The sequence below is a fragment of the Actinokineospora auranticolor genome, assembly GCF_041897805.1.
Lineage (GTDB): Bacteria > Actinomycetota > Actinomycetes > Mycobacteriales > Pseudonocardiaceae > Actinokineospora > Actinokineospora auranticolor.
On the sequence record NZ_CP154825.1, the window covers coordinates 1112545 to 1129132 of the forward strand.

At 71.7% G+C, this 16588-nt stretch carries 11 protein-coding genes; 4 read left to right on the forward strand and 7 right to left on the reverse strand.

Going from position 1 to position 16588, the window contains the following annotated elements; translation table 11 throughout:
- Nucleotides 1-85: 85 nt before the first annotated feature.
- From V5P93_RS05525 to secA2, 3 genes are all read right to left on the reverse strand, one after another.
- Complete coding sequence (locus V5P93_RS05525; RefSeq protein ID WP_104482717.1) at nt 86-1495, reverse strand: RNB domain-containing ribonuclease; 1410 nt, start codon at nt 1493-1495, stop codon at nt 86-88.
- Between the two features lie 107 nt (nt 1496-1602).
- Nucleotides 1603-3336: an NAD+ synthase gene (locus V5P93_RS05530; RefSeq protein ID WP_104482716.1), complete on the reverse strand. Its 1734-nt coding sequence runs from the start codon at nt 3334-3336 to the stop codon at nt 1603-1605.
- A gap of 590 nt (nt 3337-3926) precedes the next feature.
- Complete coding sequence (gene secA2 / locus V5P93_RS05535; RefSeq protein ID WP_104482715.1) at nt 3927-6284, reverse strand: accessory Sec system translocase SecA2; 2358 nt, start codon at nt 6282-6284, stop codon at nt 3927-3929.
- Nucleotides 6285-6394: 110 nt separating this feature from the next.
- Between secA2 and V5P93_RS05540 the strand changes: the two genes are divergently transcribed.
- Nucleotides 6395-7963, forward strand: coding sequence for an alpha/beta hydrolase (locus V5P93_RS05540; RefSeq protein ID WP_104482714.1), 1569 nt, complete (start codon nt 6395-6397; stop codon nt 7961-7963).
- 28 nt (nt 7964-7991) lie between these two features.
- Nucleotides 7992-9563 (forward strand): alpha/beta hydrolase, encoded by a 1572-nt coding sequence (locus V5P93_RS05545; protein ID WP_245931689.1) that lies wholly within the window; start codon nt 7992-7994, stop codon nt 9561-9563.
- Here V5P93_RS05545 and V5P93_RS05550 read toward each other — a convergent pair whose 3' ends face one another.
- The 4 genes from V5P93_RS05550 to V5P93_RS05565 all read right to left on the reverse strand — a co-directional run bounded on the left by V5P93_RS05550 (nt 9564) and on the right by V5P93_RS05565 (nt 13798).
- Complete coding sequence (locus tag V5P93_RS05550) at nt 9564-10337, reverse strand: GNAT family N-acetyltransferase (protein WP_181043863.1); 774 nt, start codon at nt 10335-10337, stop codon at nt 9564-9566.
- 120 nt (nt 10338-10457) lie between these two features.
- Complete coding sequence (locus tag V5P93_RS05555) at nt 10458-12014, reverse strand: MFS transporter (protein ID WP_104482712.1); 1557 nt, start codon at nt 12012-12014, stop codon at nt 10458-10460.
- Complete coding sequence (locus V5P93_RS05560; RefSeq protein ID WP_104482711.1) at nt 12011-12709, reverse strand: LppX_LprAFG lipoprotein; 699 nt, start codon at nt 12707-12709, stop codon at nt 12011-12013. The genes V5P93_RS05555 and V5P93_RS05560 overlap by 4 nt, the downstream gene beginning before the upstream one ends.
- A gap of 117 nt (nt 12710-12826) precedes the next feature.
- Nucleotides 12827-13798 (reverse strand): GlxA family transcriptional regulator, encoded by a 972-nt coding sequence (locus tag V5P93_RS05565; RefSeq protein ID WP_104482710.1) that lies wholly within the window; start codon nt 13796-13798, stop codon nt 12827-12829.
- Nucleotides 13799-13869: 71 nt separating this feature from the next.
- Between V5P93_RS05565 and V5P93_RS05570 the strand changes: the two genes are divergently transcribed.
- Entirely contained in the window at nt 13870-15168 is a 1299-nt protein-coding gene (locus V5P93_RS05570; RefSeq protein WP_181043862.1) for an MFS transporter, read from the forward strand.
- Nucleotides 15169-15184: 16 nt separating this feature from the next.
- Nucleotides 15185-16528, forward strand: coding sequence for a type I glutamate--ammonia ligase (gene glnA, locus V5P93_RS05575; RefSeq protein ID WP_104482709.1), 1344 nt, complete (start codon nt 15185-15187; stop codon nt 16526-16528).
- Nucleotides 16529-16588: the final 60 nt, after the last annotated feature.

A 16588-nucleotide genomic window follows, 5' to 3' on the forward strand; every position in this document is an offset into this window, starting at 1 on the left:
CCCCGTCGGCGGCCTCCCACGGCACCGTAGCGAGCGGGCGGTCCGCTTACCGCTCGTCGCACCGCCGCGTTCGCCGAGCGGCGAATCAAGCGCGCTCGAAGGCCACCCGGCGGCGCGACGGGTCGACGGCCACCAGCCGCACCCGCACCGACTCGCCTTCCCGCAGCCCCTCGCCCGCACACCGGCCCAGCACCGGCGGTTCGGCGATGAAGATCTCCGCGGTGGTCGCCTCGGCGCGCAGCACGACCGCGTCGAACTCGGCGCCGACCTGGCTCTCCAGCACCCACGCCTCGACCTGGTCCAGACTCGCCCTGGCCACCTTGGCGGCCACGCCGTCGGAACGCTCCATCAGCTCCGGCAGCTCGGGCAGCGCCGCCCGGACCCACTCCGGGATCGGCTCACCGGCGCACACGGCCAGGCAGATCTCGGTGCCGAACCGGTCGACCAGCCGCCGTAGTGGGGCGGTGACGTGCGCGTACGGGGCGGCGATGCCCGCGTGCGTGGTGACGGCGGGCAGGGTGCCGTCGAACGCCGTGTAGCCCGCGCCGCGCAGGAGCCGGGTGGCGTCCATGAACAGCGCGAGCGCGGCGGGGGAGGCCGGGTCGAGCCCGGCCAGCAGGCGCGCGGTGCTGGTCTCGCGCGACCACGGGATGTCCAGCGCCTTCGCGGAGCGGCGCAGCCACTCGACGGCGGCGTCGTCGGGGTCGGGCAGGGTGCGCAGCACACCCATGCCCGCGCCGAGCATGATCCGGGCCGCGCACATGCCGGTGAGCAGGGAGATCTCGGCGTTCCACGCGTCGACCGAGGTGCGCGTGCGGACCACGAGCCGCCACTGGTCGCCGTGCGGTTCGACGTCCTGCTCGGGCAGTTGCAGCTCGACCGCGCCCCGGGTGAGCGCCGCCGCCCGGCGCAGCTTGCCGACTTCCTTGAGCAGCGCGACGGACGGGTGCGGGGTGCCCGCGTCGATGGCGGCCTGCACCGTCTCGTAGTCGAACTGGGAGACCGAGTGGACCCACGCCCGGCGGACGCGCGCGGACGTCGGTTCGCCTGCCGGGTCGAGGTCGATCGTCCACAGCGCGGCGGGGGTGGTCTGGTCGGGCAAGAGGCTCGCGGCACCCTCGGACAGCGTTGTCGGGTGCAGGGGGACGTTGCCGTCGGGCAGGTAGATGGTTTGGCCCCTCTTACGCACTTCGGCGTCGAGGGCGCCTCCGGGTACTACGAACGCGCCCAGGTCCGCGATTGCGTAGTGGACGCGATAACCCGCACCACGCCGCTCGATGCACACGGCTTGGTCGAGGTCCTTGGCGCCGGGCGGGTCGATAGTGACTAGAGGGATGGCGGTGGCGTCCTCGCGGTCGCCGCGCGGCCCGTCGGACACCGCCTCCTCCGCCTCGGCGAGCGCGGCTGCGGGGAACTGCTCCGCCAGCGCGAACTCGCGGCGCACGCGCGCGAAGTCGATCCCCGATCCCTCGGTTTCGCCCGCCGTGGAGTCCACGAGGAGACACTAACCGGTGAACGAGCGGCGCGGGTGACGACGAAGTCTCGCTGTCACCCGCGCCGCTGTCCCGTGCTCCCGCCGTCCGGCCCGCGCCCGCTCCCGGCTCACTCGGGGAGCTTCGCGCCTTCCCGCCAGCCGCTGGTGATCGGCAGCCTGCGGTCGCGGCCGAACGCCTTGAAGCTGATCTTCGAGCCCGGCGGGTACTGGCGGCGCTTGTACTCGGCCCGGTCGACCAGCCGCACGACCTTGTCCACCACCTCCGGGGCGAACCCGGCGGCGAGCAGGTCCTCGTAACCGCGGTCGCCCTCGACGTAGTCGTCGAGCACGGCGTCGAGCAGCGCGTAGTCGGGCAGCGAGTCGGAGTCCATCTGCCCCGGCCGCAGCTCCGCCGACGGCGGCTTGCTGATCGAGTCCTCCGGGATCGGCGGGGTCTCGCCGTGCTTCTCCGCCTCGGCGTTGCGCCACCGGGCCAACTCCCAGACCAGCGTCTTCGGCACGTCCTTGATGGGCGCGAACCCGCCGACGGCGTCGCCGTAGATCGTGGAGTAGCCGACGGCCAGCTCGGTCTTGTTGCCGGTGGCCAGCACCAGGTGCCCGTGCTGGTTGGACAGCCCCATCAGCGTCACGCCGCGGCAGCGCGCCTGCACGTTCTCCTCGGCGAGACCGGTCAACCCGAGCTGGTTGACGAAGACGTCCACCATCGCGGCGATCGGCTGGACGCTGTAGTGCAGCCCGGTCCGCTCGGCCAGGTCGGCCGCGTCCGAGCGCGAGTGGTCGGAGGAGTAGACCGACGGCATGGACACCCCGTAGACCGCGTCCGCACCGAGCGCGTCCACGGAGAGGGCGGCGACCACCGCGGAGTCGATACCGCCGGACAGGCCGAGCACGACCGAGCGGAAGCCGTTCTTCTGCGCGTAGTCGCGCAGGCCCGTGACCAGCGCGGCCCACACCTCGGCTTCGTCGGACAGCGGCTCGGCGATGGTCGGCGGGTACTGCGGCTCGTAGGCAGCCACGGGCTCATCGGAGACGGTCACGCGCCGGACGGTGAACTCGTCGTCGACGGCGACATCGGTCTTGCCCGCGCCCCCGGGCAGGTCGAGGTCGACCAGCATGAGGTGCTCGACGAACTGCGGCGCCCGCGCCAGCAACGCGCCGTCGGTGCCGACGACCATGGAGTCGCCGTCGAAGACCAGGTCGTCCTGACCGCCGACCTGGTTGACGTAGACCAGGGGCGCCCCGGCTTCACCGGCCCGCCGCGCGACCAGCGGGAGCCGGGCGTCGTCCTTCTTGCGCTCGTACGGGGAGGCGTTGGGGGAGACGACCAGGTCGACCCCGGCCCGCCCGAGCCCGGCGATCGGGCCGCCCTCCTGCCAGATGTCCTCGCAGATCACCACGCCGACCTCGAGCCCGCGCACGCGGACGATGTCGAGGCCGTGCCCGCGCTTGAAGTAGCGCCGCTCGTCGAACACGCCGTAGTTGGGCAGGTGATGCTTGTACTGCCGGGCCACGATCTCGCCGCCGTGCAGCACGGCGGCGGCGTTGCGCGGCCCGACCTCGTCGAGGTCGAGGTAGCCGACGAAGACGGGAACGTCACCGCACCCGTTGTCGGCCAGGTCCCTCGCCAACGCCCGCAGCGCCGCCCGCGACCCGACCCCGAAGGACTCCCGGAGCGCCAGGTCCTCCACCGGGTACCCGGTCAACACCATCTCGGGGAACACCACCAGGTGCGCCCCACCCTCCACGGCCCGCCGAACCCAGGCGGACACCATGGCCGAGTTGCCCCCCAAGTCCCCAACCGTGGGGTTGACCTGCGCGAGTGCGATCCGAAGCTGCGGCATGCCACCATCCTCCACCATGTTTTCGCCTGGGAGGCGAAAATGTGACGGGAGTCAGACCCGCCACCGTTTGGAACACGATAGATGTCGGCACCGGGGGTGGAGCTTGCCTGCGCGGCACCAGCGCCGAACGGCAGGGTGAAAGGCAGGAGAGGAAGCGCCGCGAGCCGTCCACCGCACCCACCCGCACTCCGCGACTTCGCTATGTGACGTGCTCTTCGACTGCCCGACTGCCAGCGCCCCGCCCGCCCAACCGCCTGACCTGGTCCCGGCAGCCTGCCCGACAGACCCGCCAATTCGCCGCTCTTGTCCGGACCCACCCCTCAACCGCCGCTTGAGCCCAAGCCCCCCCAGAACGCGACGCGCCCCCGTCATACGCCTTGATTGGGTGGACTTGCTTTGCGTGGGGGAGCGAGTCTGCCCAAGCTCTCCGGCGGGTGGGGTGGCTTGTCCATCCCGCCGCTCTTCCCCACCGCAGGCTCGCAGGGGCCCCGCGCAAAGCAAGTTCACTCAATCAAGGCCGCCCATCTTTTCCGCGAACAGCCGGACAAACCCAACGCGCCCAGCTCACGCAACGCTCAGCCGTCGCCAGCTCACGCCCGCTTCGCCGTCTTCACCTTCTTCAACATCGCCCGGACCCGCTGCAACGCCTGCTCCGCGTCCGAGTCGAACGGGTTGTCGTGCACCAGATACGTCCACGTCGACGTCGGCCGCCGCAGCCCGGCCTGCTCCAGGTCCAACCCGTCCGCCGTGATCGTCGCTTCCTCGAACGTCTCCACCGCCGAGTCCCCAACCTCCTTCAACAGCCCCCGGAACTCCGCGATCGCCGCCCGGTGGAACTCGTCGATCGGGGTCTCGCGCGCCAGCGCCCGCAGGTGGATCGTCTCCCGGACGTCCGACAGGAACGCCAAGTGCAGCGACCACCGCTGGTCGAGGTGGAACAGCACCACGTGCCGCGCCGCCCGGGCCAGCACGTCCTCCTCGACGTCCTCGCCCAGCTCCTTCCACCGGTCCGGCAGCCGCTCGGCGAGCTGCTTGGCCGCGAGGTCGGTGTGCAGCACGTCATCCCGATACGCCAGCACCAGCCCGCGCTGGTGCTCGATCAGGCGGGTGTAGCGCCACGTGTTGCGGTGGATGTCGATGTTGACGCCCTCCGCGACCTTCTGCGCGTGCTCGATGAACCGGCGGGACGTCGGGTCGTCGTGGCGGCCGTCGTCGTCTGCCTCGGTGCCCGCGGTGGCGTCCGGCGCGTACTGCGTGACCAGGTCGTCGGTCAGGCTGGTGAAGTACACCGACCCGCCCGGGTCGCCCTGGCGCCCCGACCGGCCCCGGAGCTGGTTGTCCAACCGGCTGCTCGGGTAGTGCCCGCACCCCATCACGTACAGACCGCCCAGCTCGGCGACCTTGTCGTGGTCGTCCGAGGTCCCCTCCGCCCCGCCCAGCCGGATGTCGGTACCGCGACCGGCCATCTGCGTCGACACCGTCACCGCGTTCAACGCGCCCGCCTCGGCCACGATCGCGGCCTCCTCGGCGTCGTTCTTCGCGTTCAGCACGACGCTGGACACACCGGCCGCCGTCAGCTTCTCGGCGATGCGCTCGGACTCGGCGACGTCCATGGTGCCGACCAGGATCGGGCGCCCGGTCTCGTGCTGGGCGACGATCTCCGCGACCAGCGCCGTTTCCTTGTGGTCGATCGTGTCGTACACGCGGTCGGCCTCGTCCTCGCGGACGCACGGCTTGTTCGGCGGGATCACCGAGACCTTCAGCTCGTAGAACTCCCGCAGCTGCTCGGCCACCGCCTGGGCCGTGCCCGTCATCCCGCACACCCGCTGGTAGCGGCCGACCAGGCCCTGCACCGAGATGGAGTCCAGGATCTCGCCGCTCTCGGTCGGCTTGAGCCGCTCCTTGGCCTCGACCGCCGCCTGCAGCCCGTCCGGCCAGCGCTGGAGCAGGGCGATCCGGCCCCGGGAGGTGTTGATCAGGTGGACCTTGCCGTCCCGGACGATGTAGTCGACGTCCCGCTGGAGCAGGGCGTGCGCGTGCAGGGCGGCGTTCACCGCGGCCAGCCGGTCGGAGTGGTCGCCGGAGTAGAGGTCGATGTCGCCGAGGGCCTTCTCCACGACCTTGGCACCGCGGCCGGTCAGCCACGCGTTGCGGTTGTCCTCGTCGCGCTCGTAGTGCTGGCCGGGGCGCAGGGTCCGCACGACCGCGGCCACCTCGGGGTCGCCCTGGTTGTCGTCGGTCGAGCCCGCCATCACCAGCGGCACCCTGGCCTCGTCGACGAGCACCGAGTCGGCCTCGTCGATCAGCGCCACGTCCGGGGTGCGCTGCACCAGGTCCTCGGGGTCCACGCAGAGCCGGTCGCGCAGCACGTCGAAGCCGATCTCGCTGACCGCGCCGTAGGTGACGTCGCGGCCGTAGGCGTCGCGCCGGTGCTCGGCGGAGGACTCCTGGTCGACCCAGCCGACCGACACGCCCAGCAGCTCGTACACCGGCCGCATCCACTCGGCGTCGCGCCGGGCCAGGTAGTCGTTGACCGACATGACGTGCACCGACCGGCCCTGCAGCGCGTACCCGGCGGCGGCCAGCGCGCCCGCGAGGGTCTTGCCCTCACCGGTGCCCATCTCCACGACCCGGCCGTGCAGCAGCTCCATCGCGCCGACCAGCTGCATGTCGTACGGCCGCTGCTCCAGCGCCCGCCGCGAGGCCTCCCGGCCCAGCGCGCACAGCTCGACCATGGCCTGGGCGTCCGGCTTGCCCGGCTTGTCGCGCAGCTTGTCCCGCAGTTCCCCGGCGGCCTCGGTCAGCTCGGCGTCCGACAGCTTCGCCACCCGCTCCTCGCGCCACTCGATCGAGGTCAGCACGTCGGAGTACCGCTTGAGGTCGACGGTCGACGGGCGCTCCAGCAGTCGCTGGAACCCGCCCTTGACCCGTGTCAGAAACGCAGCCACGTCGGTCGTCCCTCTTCCCTCGTCCTCGAACGGTGACGCAATTCTCGTCCTGCCACCTAACGGTGCAGCACGGCAGGTGAGTTCCGCATCCGGCCGGCAGGATCACTGCGGTGCGGAAGAGCCCTGCGAGTGCCCTGGTGATCCTGCTGGTCCTCGCGGTCGGCTGCTCGTCGGAGCCCGAGGAACCGCAGGTCGAGCGGCGCGGGCCCAGCGGCGCGGTGCCCGGCGGGCTGTCCGGTTTCTACGGCCAGGAGCTGGCCTGGACGAACTGCGACGGCTACGGCCGCTCCGACGACGACACCGCGGCCCTGCGCCAGACCAAGGGCGTCCAGTGCACCCACCTGCGGGTCCCGCTCGACTACGCCGAGCCCGACGGCGACACCATCACCATCGGCGTCCTGCGCAAATCAGCTGCCGACGGCGACCGCCGGATCGGCTCGCTGATCGTCAACCCGGGTGGTCCCGGCGCCGCGGGTCTGGCCACGGCGGCCCGGCTCTCCGGCGTCGGCGCGCTCAACCAGCGGTTCGACTTCATCGGCTTCGACCCGCGCGGCGTCGGGTCCAGCGAACCCACCGTGCGCTGCCTGACCGACGCCGAGCGCGACGCCGACCGCGCGGACGACGACGAGCTGGACACCTCCGCGGCCGGGGTCGCCAAGGTCGAGTCCGAGGAGAAGGACTACGCCGCCAAGTGCGCCGAGCGCACCGGCAAGGGCGCGGCGATGCTGGCCAACCTCGGCACCCGCGACGTGGCCCGCGACCTCGACGTGCTGCGCTCGGCCCTGGGCGAGGAGAAGCTCAGCTACCTCGGCTACTCCTACGGCACCCGCATCGGCACCACCTACGCGGAGGCCTTCCCGGGGAACGTGCGGGCCATGGTCCTCGACGGCGCCCTCGACCCCGACCAGGACAGCGTGGACGAGCTCGTCGCCCAGGCCCGCGGCTTCCAGTCCGCGTTCGACGACTTCGTGGCCTGGTGCGCGCAGCGGCAGGACTGCGCGCTCGGCCGCGACGCGACCCGCGCGCAGACCGCGTACCAGGACCTGGTCCGGCCGCTGGCCAAGCGCCCGGTCGAGGTGGGCGACGGCAGGCGCCTGTCGTTCTCCGACGCCACCACCGGCGTCACCCAGGCGCTGTACTCCGAGCAGCTCTGGGAGCCGCTCAACACCGGGCTCAACGAGCTGAAGCAGAACCGCGCCCGCACCCTCATGGCGCTGGCCGACCTCTACCTGGAGCGCGGCCGCGACGGCAGGTACACGACCACCCAGGACGCGTTCACGGCCGTGCGCTGCGTCGACGACAAGCCGATCACCGACCGGGCGGTCGTCCTGGAGGCACAACAGGCCTACAAGACCGCCGCCCCGTTCCTCGACGACGGCGCCGCGGCCACCGACAGCCTCGACGCCTGCGCGTTCTGGCCGGTGCCCAACACCAGCACCCCGCACCTGCCGACGGCCACCGGCCTGGCGCCGGTCCTGGTCATCTCCACCACGGGCGACCCCGCCACGCCCTACGACGCGGGCGTCGCGCTGGCCAAGGCGCTCGGCGGGCGGCTGCTGACCTACGAGGCCACCCAGCACACCGCGTTCCTGCAGGGCCACCGCTGCGTCGACGACGCCGGGTCGGCCTACCTCGCCGACCTCGTCCTGCCCGCCGAGGGCACCCGCTGCTCGCCCTGATCGAACTGCCGCCTGGCACCATTGCGCCGTGCGCATCTCCCGCGGCTTTCCGCTGGTCACACCGCTGTTGGCGGCCGTAACACTGAGTTCCTGCACCGTCGTCGTCGACGGCGCGCCGAGTGCGGGTCAGCTCGAGCAGCGCGGTCCGAAGGGCCCGGTGCCCGCGGGGCTGGAGCGCTTCTACGGCCAGCCGCTGAACTGGACCGACTGCCCGCCGCTGGCCTACGACGAGGACAGCCGCGCGGCGTACGCGGTGACCGGCATCCTGTGCACCCGCCTCACCGTGCCGCTCGACTACGCCAAGCCCGACGGCCGCGCGATCACCATCGGCGTGCTCCGCCGCGCCGCCACCGGCCCGGACCGGGTCGGTGCGCTGGTCATGAACCCGGGTGGTCCCGGTGTCTCGGGGATGAACACCGCGGCCACCCTCGGGTTCGTGGTCAAGGACCGCGAACTGGGCAAGCGGTTCGACTTCATCGGCTTCGACCCGCGCGGTGTCGGTCTCAGCGAGCCGCGCGTGCGCTGCCGCAACGCCGCCGAGACCGACGCCGAGCGTTCCGCGCCGGAGCGCAAGGAGGTCGCGCAGGTCGAGGCGAGCAACAAGGACTTCGTCGCCAGGTGCACCGAGCGCAGCGGCGGAACCGAGGTGCTGGCCAACATCGGCACCAGGGACGTGGTGCGCGACATGGATGTCCTGCGCTCGGCGCTGGGCGAGGAGAAGCTGACCTACGTCGGCTACTCCTACGGCACCCGGATCGGCACCGCGTACGCCGAGGCGTTCCCGGGGAACGTGCGCGCCATGGTCCTCGACGGCGCCGTCGACCCGCTGGCCGACCCGGTCGACGCGAGCATCCGCCAGGCCAGGGGCTTCGACGACGCGTTCAAGACCTTCCTCGGCTGGTGCGCGGCGCGGGAGAAGTGCCAGGTCAAGACCGAGCCCGAGCTGGCGAAGCTGCTCCGCCCGCTGCGGGACGCGCCGCTCGCGGTCGGCGACCGCAAGCTCTCGTACTCCGACGCGGGCATCGCCATGGCCTCCGCGCTGTACTCCCAGCTGAGCTGGACCCGCCTCGAACGCGCCATCAACGAACTGGCGAAGGGCGACGGCGGCACCCTGCTGGAGATGGCCGACGAGTACCTGGGCCGCTCCGAACAGGGCGAGTACCGAGACACCATGGCGGCGCTGACCGCCGTGCGCTGCGTGGACGACCCCCGCACGACGGACCGGGCGAAGGTCGAGGAGAACGCCCGCAAGGTCGCGGAGGCGTCCAAGGACATGTTCATGGCCGACCCGAGCGAACCGACCATCCCAACCCTCGACACGTGCGCGTTCTGGCCCGTGCCCAACACCAGCGAACCGCACCAGCCCAAGGTCGACGGCCTGCCCGAGGTCGTGGTCGTGTCCACCACCGGCGACCCGGCGACCCCCTACGAGTCGGGCGTCACCCTCGCCAAGGCCCTCAAGGCCCGCCTGATCACCTACGTGGGCGACCAGCACACGGTCTTCCTGGGCGGCGGCAACTCCTGCGTCGACGACGCGGGCTCGACCTACCTGATCGACCTGCGCGCGCCCCTGGCCGACATCGAGTGCCGCGCGGGGTGATCAGGGTGTGCGCTGGTAGGCGTGCACCTGGTGCCCGTCCAGGTAGCCCATGCGCCGGTACCAGCCCCGGGGCCAGTCCACGGCCTGGGCGATGAGGAACCACAGGTCCGCGCCCGCGTCCCGGGACCGGTGCAGGGCCTCCGCGACGAGCTCGCGCCCCAACCCCAACCCCCGGCTCTCGGGGCGGGTGATGACGTTCTCGAACTGGGCGACGCCGTCGGCGACGTACAGCTCGCCCCGGGCCAGGACCTCGCCGTCGCGGTCGCGGATGCCGAGGAAGGAGACGTCCGCGCCGCGCTGGTAGAGCGTGACCCGGTCGGCCAACTGGGCGATCTGCTCGTCGGTGTCGTCCGGGTAGTCGGCCCGCCAGTCGCGGATCAGGGAGGGGCGCAGCTCCGCGAACGGGATCGACTCGACCCGGTTCGGCACCCGCGCGGGTAACACCCCGGAGTGCAGCATCGCGACGATCCGCTCGTGCACCTGGTACCCGGCCGCCGAGAACACCCCGGCAGCCGCGTCGCCCGCGGCGTCGCTGTTGAACTGCACCAACCGGTGCGCGGCCCCGGCCCCGCCCAACACCTCGTCCGCCGCCGCGACCACCTCGGCGGCGTCGACGGGCCCGGTGACGACGATCCGGTTGTGGTGCCAGGAGGCGAGGAAGTCCCGCTGCAGCAGGCCGTACCCCCACCCCAGCTCGACCACCGAACTGGCCTGGGCCCGAGCGAACCGCTCCTCGAACCCACCGATCCGTCGCCGCGCCGAAGCAGTCCACATGGAGGCCATGATCCCGGCGCGCGATCCCACCGCCAACGGTATTTGTCCCTAGTCCGACCCGCAGAAGCTGAATGGGCTTCTCATCGGGCACTGATCACCCCCGGCGACCCACGCCCGCGGTCAGGTGGAAGCGGTGGCGGATAAGGGGACCGCGGAGGGTGGCTCGTCTGAGTGGCGGGCGCGGCTGATCAGGAGGGATACGGCCGCACCCAGGAAGCAGACCACGGCGGTGATCAGGAAGATCTCCGTGTACTGGGTGAGCAGCGCGCCCTTGAGGGCCGATTGGTAGTCGGCGATCTCCTTGGCCGCGACCTCCGGGTCCTTGCCGAACGGCAGCGGCACGTTCAGGGTCGCCGTGAGGCTGTGGAAGCGGTGCAGGCCCCAGGCCGACAGGGCCGCGATGCCGACCAGCATGCCGGTCATCCGCGCGACGACCACGCCCGCCGAGGCGACGCCGTGGCGTTGGGCCGGGACCACGCGGAGGGCGGCGGCGGACAGGGGGGCGATGACCAAGCCCAGGCCGAGGCCCGCGATCACCAGGTCGGTGTCCAGCCGGGGGAGGCCCAGGAGGCCGGTGGCGGTCAGGGGGTCCTGCGGCCAGTTCGCCATCAGCAGGTATCCGGCTCCCGCGACGGCCATGCCGACGACCGACACGAGCCGTTCGCCGAAGCGGGCGGCGAGGAGGCCGCCGAGGAGGGCGCCGACGGGCAGCGCCACCAGGAACCGCAGCAGCAACAGGACGCCGCCCTCGTCGTCCTTGCCCAGCAGGGTCTGGGCGAACAGGTCGACGTCGACCAGGGTGACCATCAGGGCCGCGCCCGCCGCCGCCGACACCGCGAGGGTGGCCAGGAACGGGCGCATCGCCACGCCCGCCGGGTCGATCAGCTTGGTGCGCGCGCGGCGCTCCCACAGCAGGAAGGCCACGAAAGCCACCAGGGCCGCGATCAGCAGCGGCAGACCCCACGACGGCAGCACCGAATTGCGCGGGTCCGGGTTGTAGAGCCCGACCACCGCCAGCCCGAGCGCCACCGCGAGCAGCGAACCACCCACGACGTCGACCCGCACCCGTTCGCCGGTGGCCGCCCGGGCGGGCACCGTGCGGTGAACCGCGACCATCGCCAGCACCGCGAGCGGCACGTTGACCCAGAACACCCCGCGCCACCCCGTGATGCCGAAGGCGCTGGACCACAGCGGCAGCGCGGCCAGGGCGACGCCGTAGAGCGGGCCGATCACGCTGCCCAGCTCCTGCGCCGCGCCCACGGTGCCCAGCACCGTTGACCGCTTGCGCTCGTCCCACAGGTCGGCGGCCAGCGCCATGGTCACCGGCAGCAGCGCGCCGCTGGCCACGCCCTGCACGACCCGGCCCGCGACCAGCACGGACAGGTCGCCGGACAGCGCCGTGACCACCGAGCCCGCCAGGAACCCCAGCAGGCACAGCTGCAGCAGCGGCCTGCGCCCGAACCGGTCGGACGCCTGGCCGAGCAGCGGCATCGCGGCGATGTAGCCGAGCAGGTAGCCGGTGACGATCGGGGTGACCCGCTCCAGGCGGTTCACCGGGATCTGCAGGTCGTCGATGATCTGCCGGATGACGCTGACCACCACGTAGGTGTCCAGCGCGCCCAGCAGCACGGCGAGCCCGCCCGCGCTGATGGCGATGGTGCGGTTCGCGGACCTCATGGCGCGGTGATCGTCACAGGCTTGTCCACATCGGACAGCGACAGGTCGACGCTCGCGTTGTCCGGCAACGCCACCGACGCCTTCACCGGCTGCTTGTTGTCCTGCCGCACCCACAGCGTGACGTCCACGTCGGCGCTGACGCCCGGCACCACGGCGGACACCACGTCCTTGGCCACCTTGCCCTTGACCCGGTACGCCGACGCCCCGTCCACGGTCTCCGCCGCCTCCGTGCGCGGCTCCTGCACCTTCGCCAGCACGTTGGCGATGCCCTTGTCCGGGTCGAGGATCGTCGACGGGTCGTAGATCCGCGAGGTGATCGCGGACGGGTACTTCGTGAACCCGCCGGTCGGGCCCTTGATGTAGAGCGAGTCGTCGACCAGCACGAACTCGCCCTCGATCAGCTGACCCATCAGGGTCAGCCGGACCGTGCCCTTGGCCGCGCCGGACCCACCGCCCTCACGGGTGAGGTCGCCCTCGGCGTTCTGCACGGGGATCGCGGCCACCGTCCCGTTGACCTTCAACGCGAAGTGCGCGCTCTTGACGTTCTTCGTCGCGGCCGACGCGTCCCGCAGCAGCGCGGCGCCGTCCGGCAGCGTGCCGCCACCCCCGCCCGAATCGTCGGACGAGCAGCCCGCCACCAGCGCGCCCACGAGCGCGAGACTTCCCAAACCCAGTACCACTCGGCGAATGCCCATGGCGGAGATCGTAGGCGGCGGCGCCTGAGGCCGAACGAAGTTATCCACAGGCCGCCACCGACCGCTTGACCGGCGTTCACCGGGAGCCGCTGTCGCGCTTCTGACCAGCGGTTTCGCTCAGTCCGACCGGCTGTCGGGCCGGAACGTGCGCCGGTACGCGAGCGGAGCGACACCGATCGCGGCACGCAGGTGTTGCCTCAGCGACGCCGACGTGCCCAGCCCCGACTGCGCGGCCACCCGGTCCACCGGCAGGTCCGTGTTCTCCAGCAGGTGCCGGGCGCGCCGCAGCCGCTGCTGCACCAGCCAGGCCCCCGGCGACAGCCCGGTCTCCGCGCGGAAGTGCCGCGAGAACGTGCGCACGCTCATCGACGCGTGCCCGGCCAGCGCCGCCAGTTCCAGCGGCTCGTGCAACCGGTCCAGCGCCCACGCGCGCGTCGGCGCCACCCCGTCCGACCCGCCCGCGGGCAGCGGCCGGTCGATGAACTGCGACTGCCCGCCCTCCCGCCACGGCGGCACCACGCAGTAGCGCGCGGCCCGGTTCGCCACCTCGCTGCCGAAGTCGGTGCGCACCACGTGCAGGCACAGGTCGACCCCCGCGCTCAGCCCCGCCGAGGTCAGCACGTCGCCGCCGTCGACGAACAGCACGTCCGGGTCGAGGTCGACGGCCGGGTAGAGCGCGCGGAAGTCGTCGGCGAACTTCCAGTGCGTAGTGGCCCGTCGCCCGTCCAACAGCCCCGCAGCGGCCAGCACGAACGCACCGGTGCAGATCGACATCACCCGCGTACCCGGTCGGATCCGGGCCAGCGCGGCGGCCAGCGGCCCCGGCAGCGTCCCGTGCAGGCGCGGCCCGGGGGAGCGCGTTCCCGGCACGATCACCGTGTCCGCGGTCTCCAGCACCTCCGGGCCGTGGTCGAGCACCGCGGTGAACCCCGTGGTCATCCGCACCGGCTCCGCGTCGACCCCGCAGATCAGCACCTCGTAGAGCGGCGTGCCGTCCGCGGTCTTCGCCGCGCCGAGCAGGAGCGGCGGGATCTCCAGGTCGTAGCCGACCGCCTCGCCCACGGCCAGCACCGCCACCCGATGCGTCATGGCCGGATTCTTTCACATGTTGGCAATCAGGCCACTAGGCCACAGTGGACCGATGTCGCAGGCTGGCCGGCGTGACCCAGACGGATGAATCGGCGACCGCCGCGACCAGTACCGATCGAGCCCCGCGCGTGCACCGGGCCTGGTTCGTGGCGGCCGTGGCGTTCGTCGCCCTGGTCGGCGCCGCAGGCTTCCGCGCGGCGCCGGGCGTGCTGATCGACCCGCTGAAGGCCGAGTTCGGCTGGTCCACCGCCACCATCTCGGCGGCGATCAGCGTCAACCTCGTCCTCTACGGACTCATCTCGCCCTTCGCCGCCGCCCTCATGGAACGGCTCGGCATGCGCCGCGTAGTGGCTGTCGCGCTCGTGCTGGTCGCAGCGGGCAGCGGGCTCACGGTCTTCATGACCACCACCTGGCACCTGCTGCTGTGCTGGGGCGTGCTCGTCGGCGTCGGCACCGGGGCGATGGCGCTGACCTTCGTCGCGACCGTCACCTCCCGCTGGTTCGTCCGCCACCAGGGCCTGGTCAGCGGCGTGCTCACCGCCGCGGGCGCCGCCGGGCAACTCGTCTTCCTGCCGGTCGTCGCCAACCTCGCCACCCACTCGGGCTGGCGCACGGCATCGCTGGTCATCGCCGGGACAGCGCTAACCGTCGTGCCCTTCGTCCTCATCGCACTACGAGACCACCCCAGCGACGTGGGCACCTTCGCCTACGGGGCCACCGAGGACCTACCACGCCCCACCACCAACCGAGGCGCACTACGAGCACTCACCGTCCTCCGCGAAGCCGTGCGCAACCGCACCTTCTGGATGCTCGCGGGCGGGTTCGCCATCTGCGGAGCCACCACCAACGGCCTCGTCGCCACCCACTTCGTCCCCGGCGCCCACGACCACGGAATGCCCACTACGACCGCCGCGAGCCTCTTAGCGGTCATCGGCCTCTTCGACGTCGCAGGAACCGTCTTCTCCGGCTGGCTCACCGACCGCGTGGACCCGCGCTACCTCCTCGCCACCTACTACGCGCTGCGCGGCATCTCCCTGCTCTTCCTGCCCAACCTGTTCGCCGCCACCGCCGATCCACCCATGTGGGCGTTCATCGTCTTCTACGGCCTCGACTGGGTGGCCACCGTCCCGCCGACGGTCGCGCTCTGTCGCCGGGTGTTCGGCACCGACGGCCCGATCGTGTTCGGCTGGGTCTTCGCCGCCCACCAGGTCGGCGCCGGGGTGGCCGCGAGCGCCGCCGGACTCACCCGCGACCACCTGGGCAGCTACGACCTCGCCTGGTACGCGGCGGGCGCGTTGTGCGCCGTGGCCACGGTGGTCTCACTGCGGATCACGTCACACGGGCTCGGTAAGGCGCGCACGGCCAGTTGATGTCTACGCTGCGCACATGGATCGCCAGCAAGAGTTCGTCCTGCGCACGCTCGAGGAGCGCGACATCCGGTTCGTCCGGCTGTGGTTCACCGACGTGCTCGGCTTCCTGAAGTCGGTGGCGGTCGCGCCCGCCGAGCTGGAGGGCGCCTTCGCCGAGGGCATCGGGTTCGACGGCTCGGCGATCGAGGGGTTCTCCCGGGTCTACGAATCGGACATGATCGCCAAACCGGACCCGGCCACCTTCCAGGTCCTGCCCTGGGAGACCCCCGACGGCGAGCCCTACTCCGCCCGCATGTTCTGCGACATCGCCATGCCCGACGGCTCGCCGTCCTGGGCGGACCCGCGGCACGTGCTGCGCCGCACGCTGTCGAAGGCCAGCGAGGCCGGGTTCACCTGCTACGTGCACCCGGAGATCGAGTTCTTCCTGCTCAACAACCTCCCGGACGACGGCAGCGAACCCACCCCGGCGGACAACGGCGGCTACTTCGACCAGGCCAGCCACGCCACCGCGACGCACTTCCGCAGGCACGCCATCGAGACCCTGGAGGCCATGGGCATCTCGGTGGAGTTCAGCCACCACGAGGGCGCGCCCGGTCAGCAGGAGATCGACCTGCGCTACGCCGACGCCCTCACCATGGCCGACAACGTGATGACCTTCCGGTACGTGGTCAAGGAGGTAGCGCTAACCCAGGGCGTCTTCGCGTCCTTCATGCCGAAACCCTTCTCCGACCAACCGGGCTCCGGTATGCACACCCACGTCAGCCTGTTCGAAGGCGACCGCAACGCCTTCTACGACAACGAGGACCCCTACCAGCTGTCCGCGACCGGTAAGGCCTTTGTGGCCGGTCTGCTCAAGCACGCGCGCGAGATCTCCGCGGTCACCAACCAGTGGGTCAACTCGTACAAGCGCCTCATCGTCGGTGGGGAGGCGCCCACGGCCGTCTGCTGGGGACACGCGAACCGGTCCGCCCTCGTCCGCGTCCCGATGTACTCGCCGAGCAAGGCGTCCTCGCGCCGGGTCGAGATCCGCTCACTGGACTCCGCCTGCAACCCGTACCTGGCGTTCTCGGTCATCCTCGCCGCCGGCCTCAAGGGCGTCGCCGAGGGCTACTCGCTGCCACCCGCCGCCGAGGACGACGTCTGGTCCCTCTCGGACGCCGAACGCCGCGCCGCCGGGTACGCGAACCTGCCGCAGAACCTCGGTGAGGCCCTGGCCGAGATGGAGAACTCCGAACTCCTCGCGGAGACCCTCGGGGAGCACGTCTTCGACTACTTCCTCCGCAACAAGCGCACCGAGTGGGACACCTATAGGCGCAGCGTGACCCCCTACGAGCTCCGGACACTCCTGCCGATGCTCTAAGCCGCGGATCGGCGTGCCAGTGCCACTAACCCAGGTCGAGCGTGGAGATGATCACGCGAC

Bases quoted from the DNA above. Each gene is read 5' to 3' on its own strand.
- V5P93_RS05530 (WP_104482716.1), bottom strand. From the start codon at position 3,336: ATGCCGCAGCTTCGGATCGCACTCGCGCAGGTCAACCCCACGGTTGGG.
- V5P93_RS05550 (WP_181043863.1), bottom strand. From the start codon at position 10,337: ATGTGGACTGCTTCGGCGCGGCGACGGATCGGTGGGTTCGAGGAGCGG.
- V5P93_RS05555 (WP_104482712.1), bottom strand. From the start codon at position 12,014: ATGAGGTCCGCGAACCGCACCATCGCCATCAGCGCGGGCGGGCTCGCC.
- V5P93_RS05560 (WP_104482711.1), bottom strand. From the start codon at position 12,709: ATGGGCATTCGCCGAGTGGTACTGGGTTTGGGAAGTCTCGCGCTCGTG.
- V5P93_RS05565 (WP_104482710.1), bottom strand. From the start codon at position 13,798: ATGACGCATCGGGTGGCGGTGCTGGCCGTGGGCGAGGCGGTCGGCTAC.
- glnA (WP_104482709.1), top strand. From the start codon at position 15,185: ATGGATCGCCAGCAAGAGTTCGTCCTGCGCACGCTCGAGGAGCGCGAC.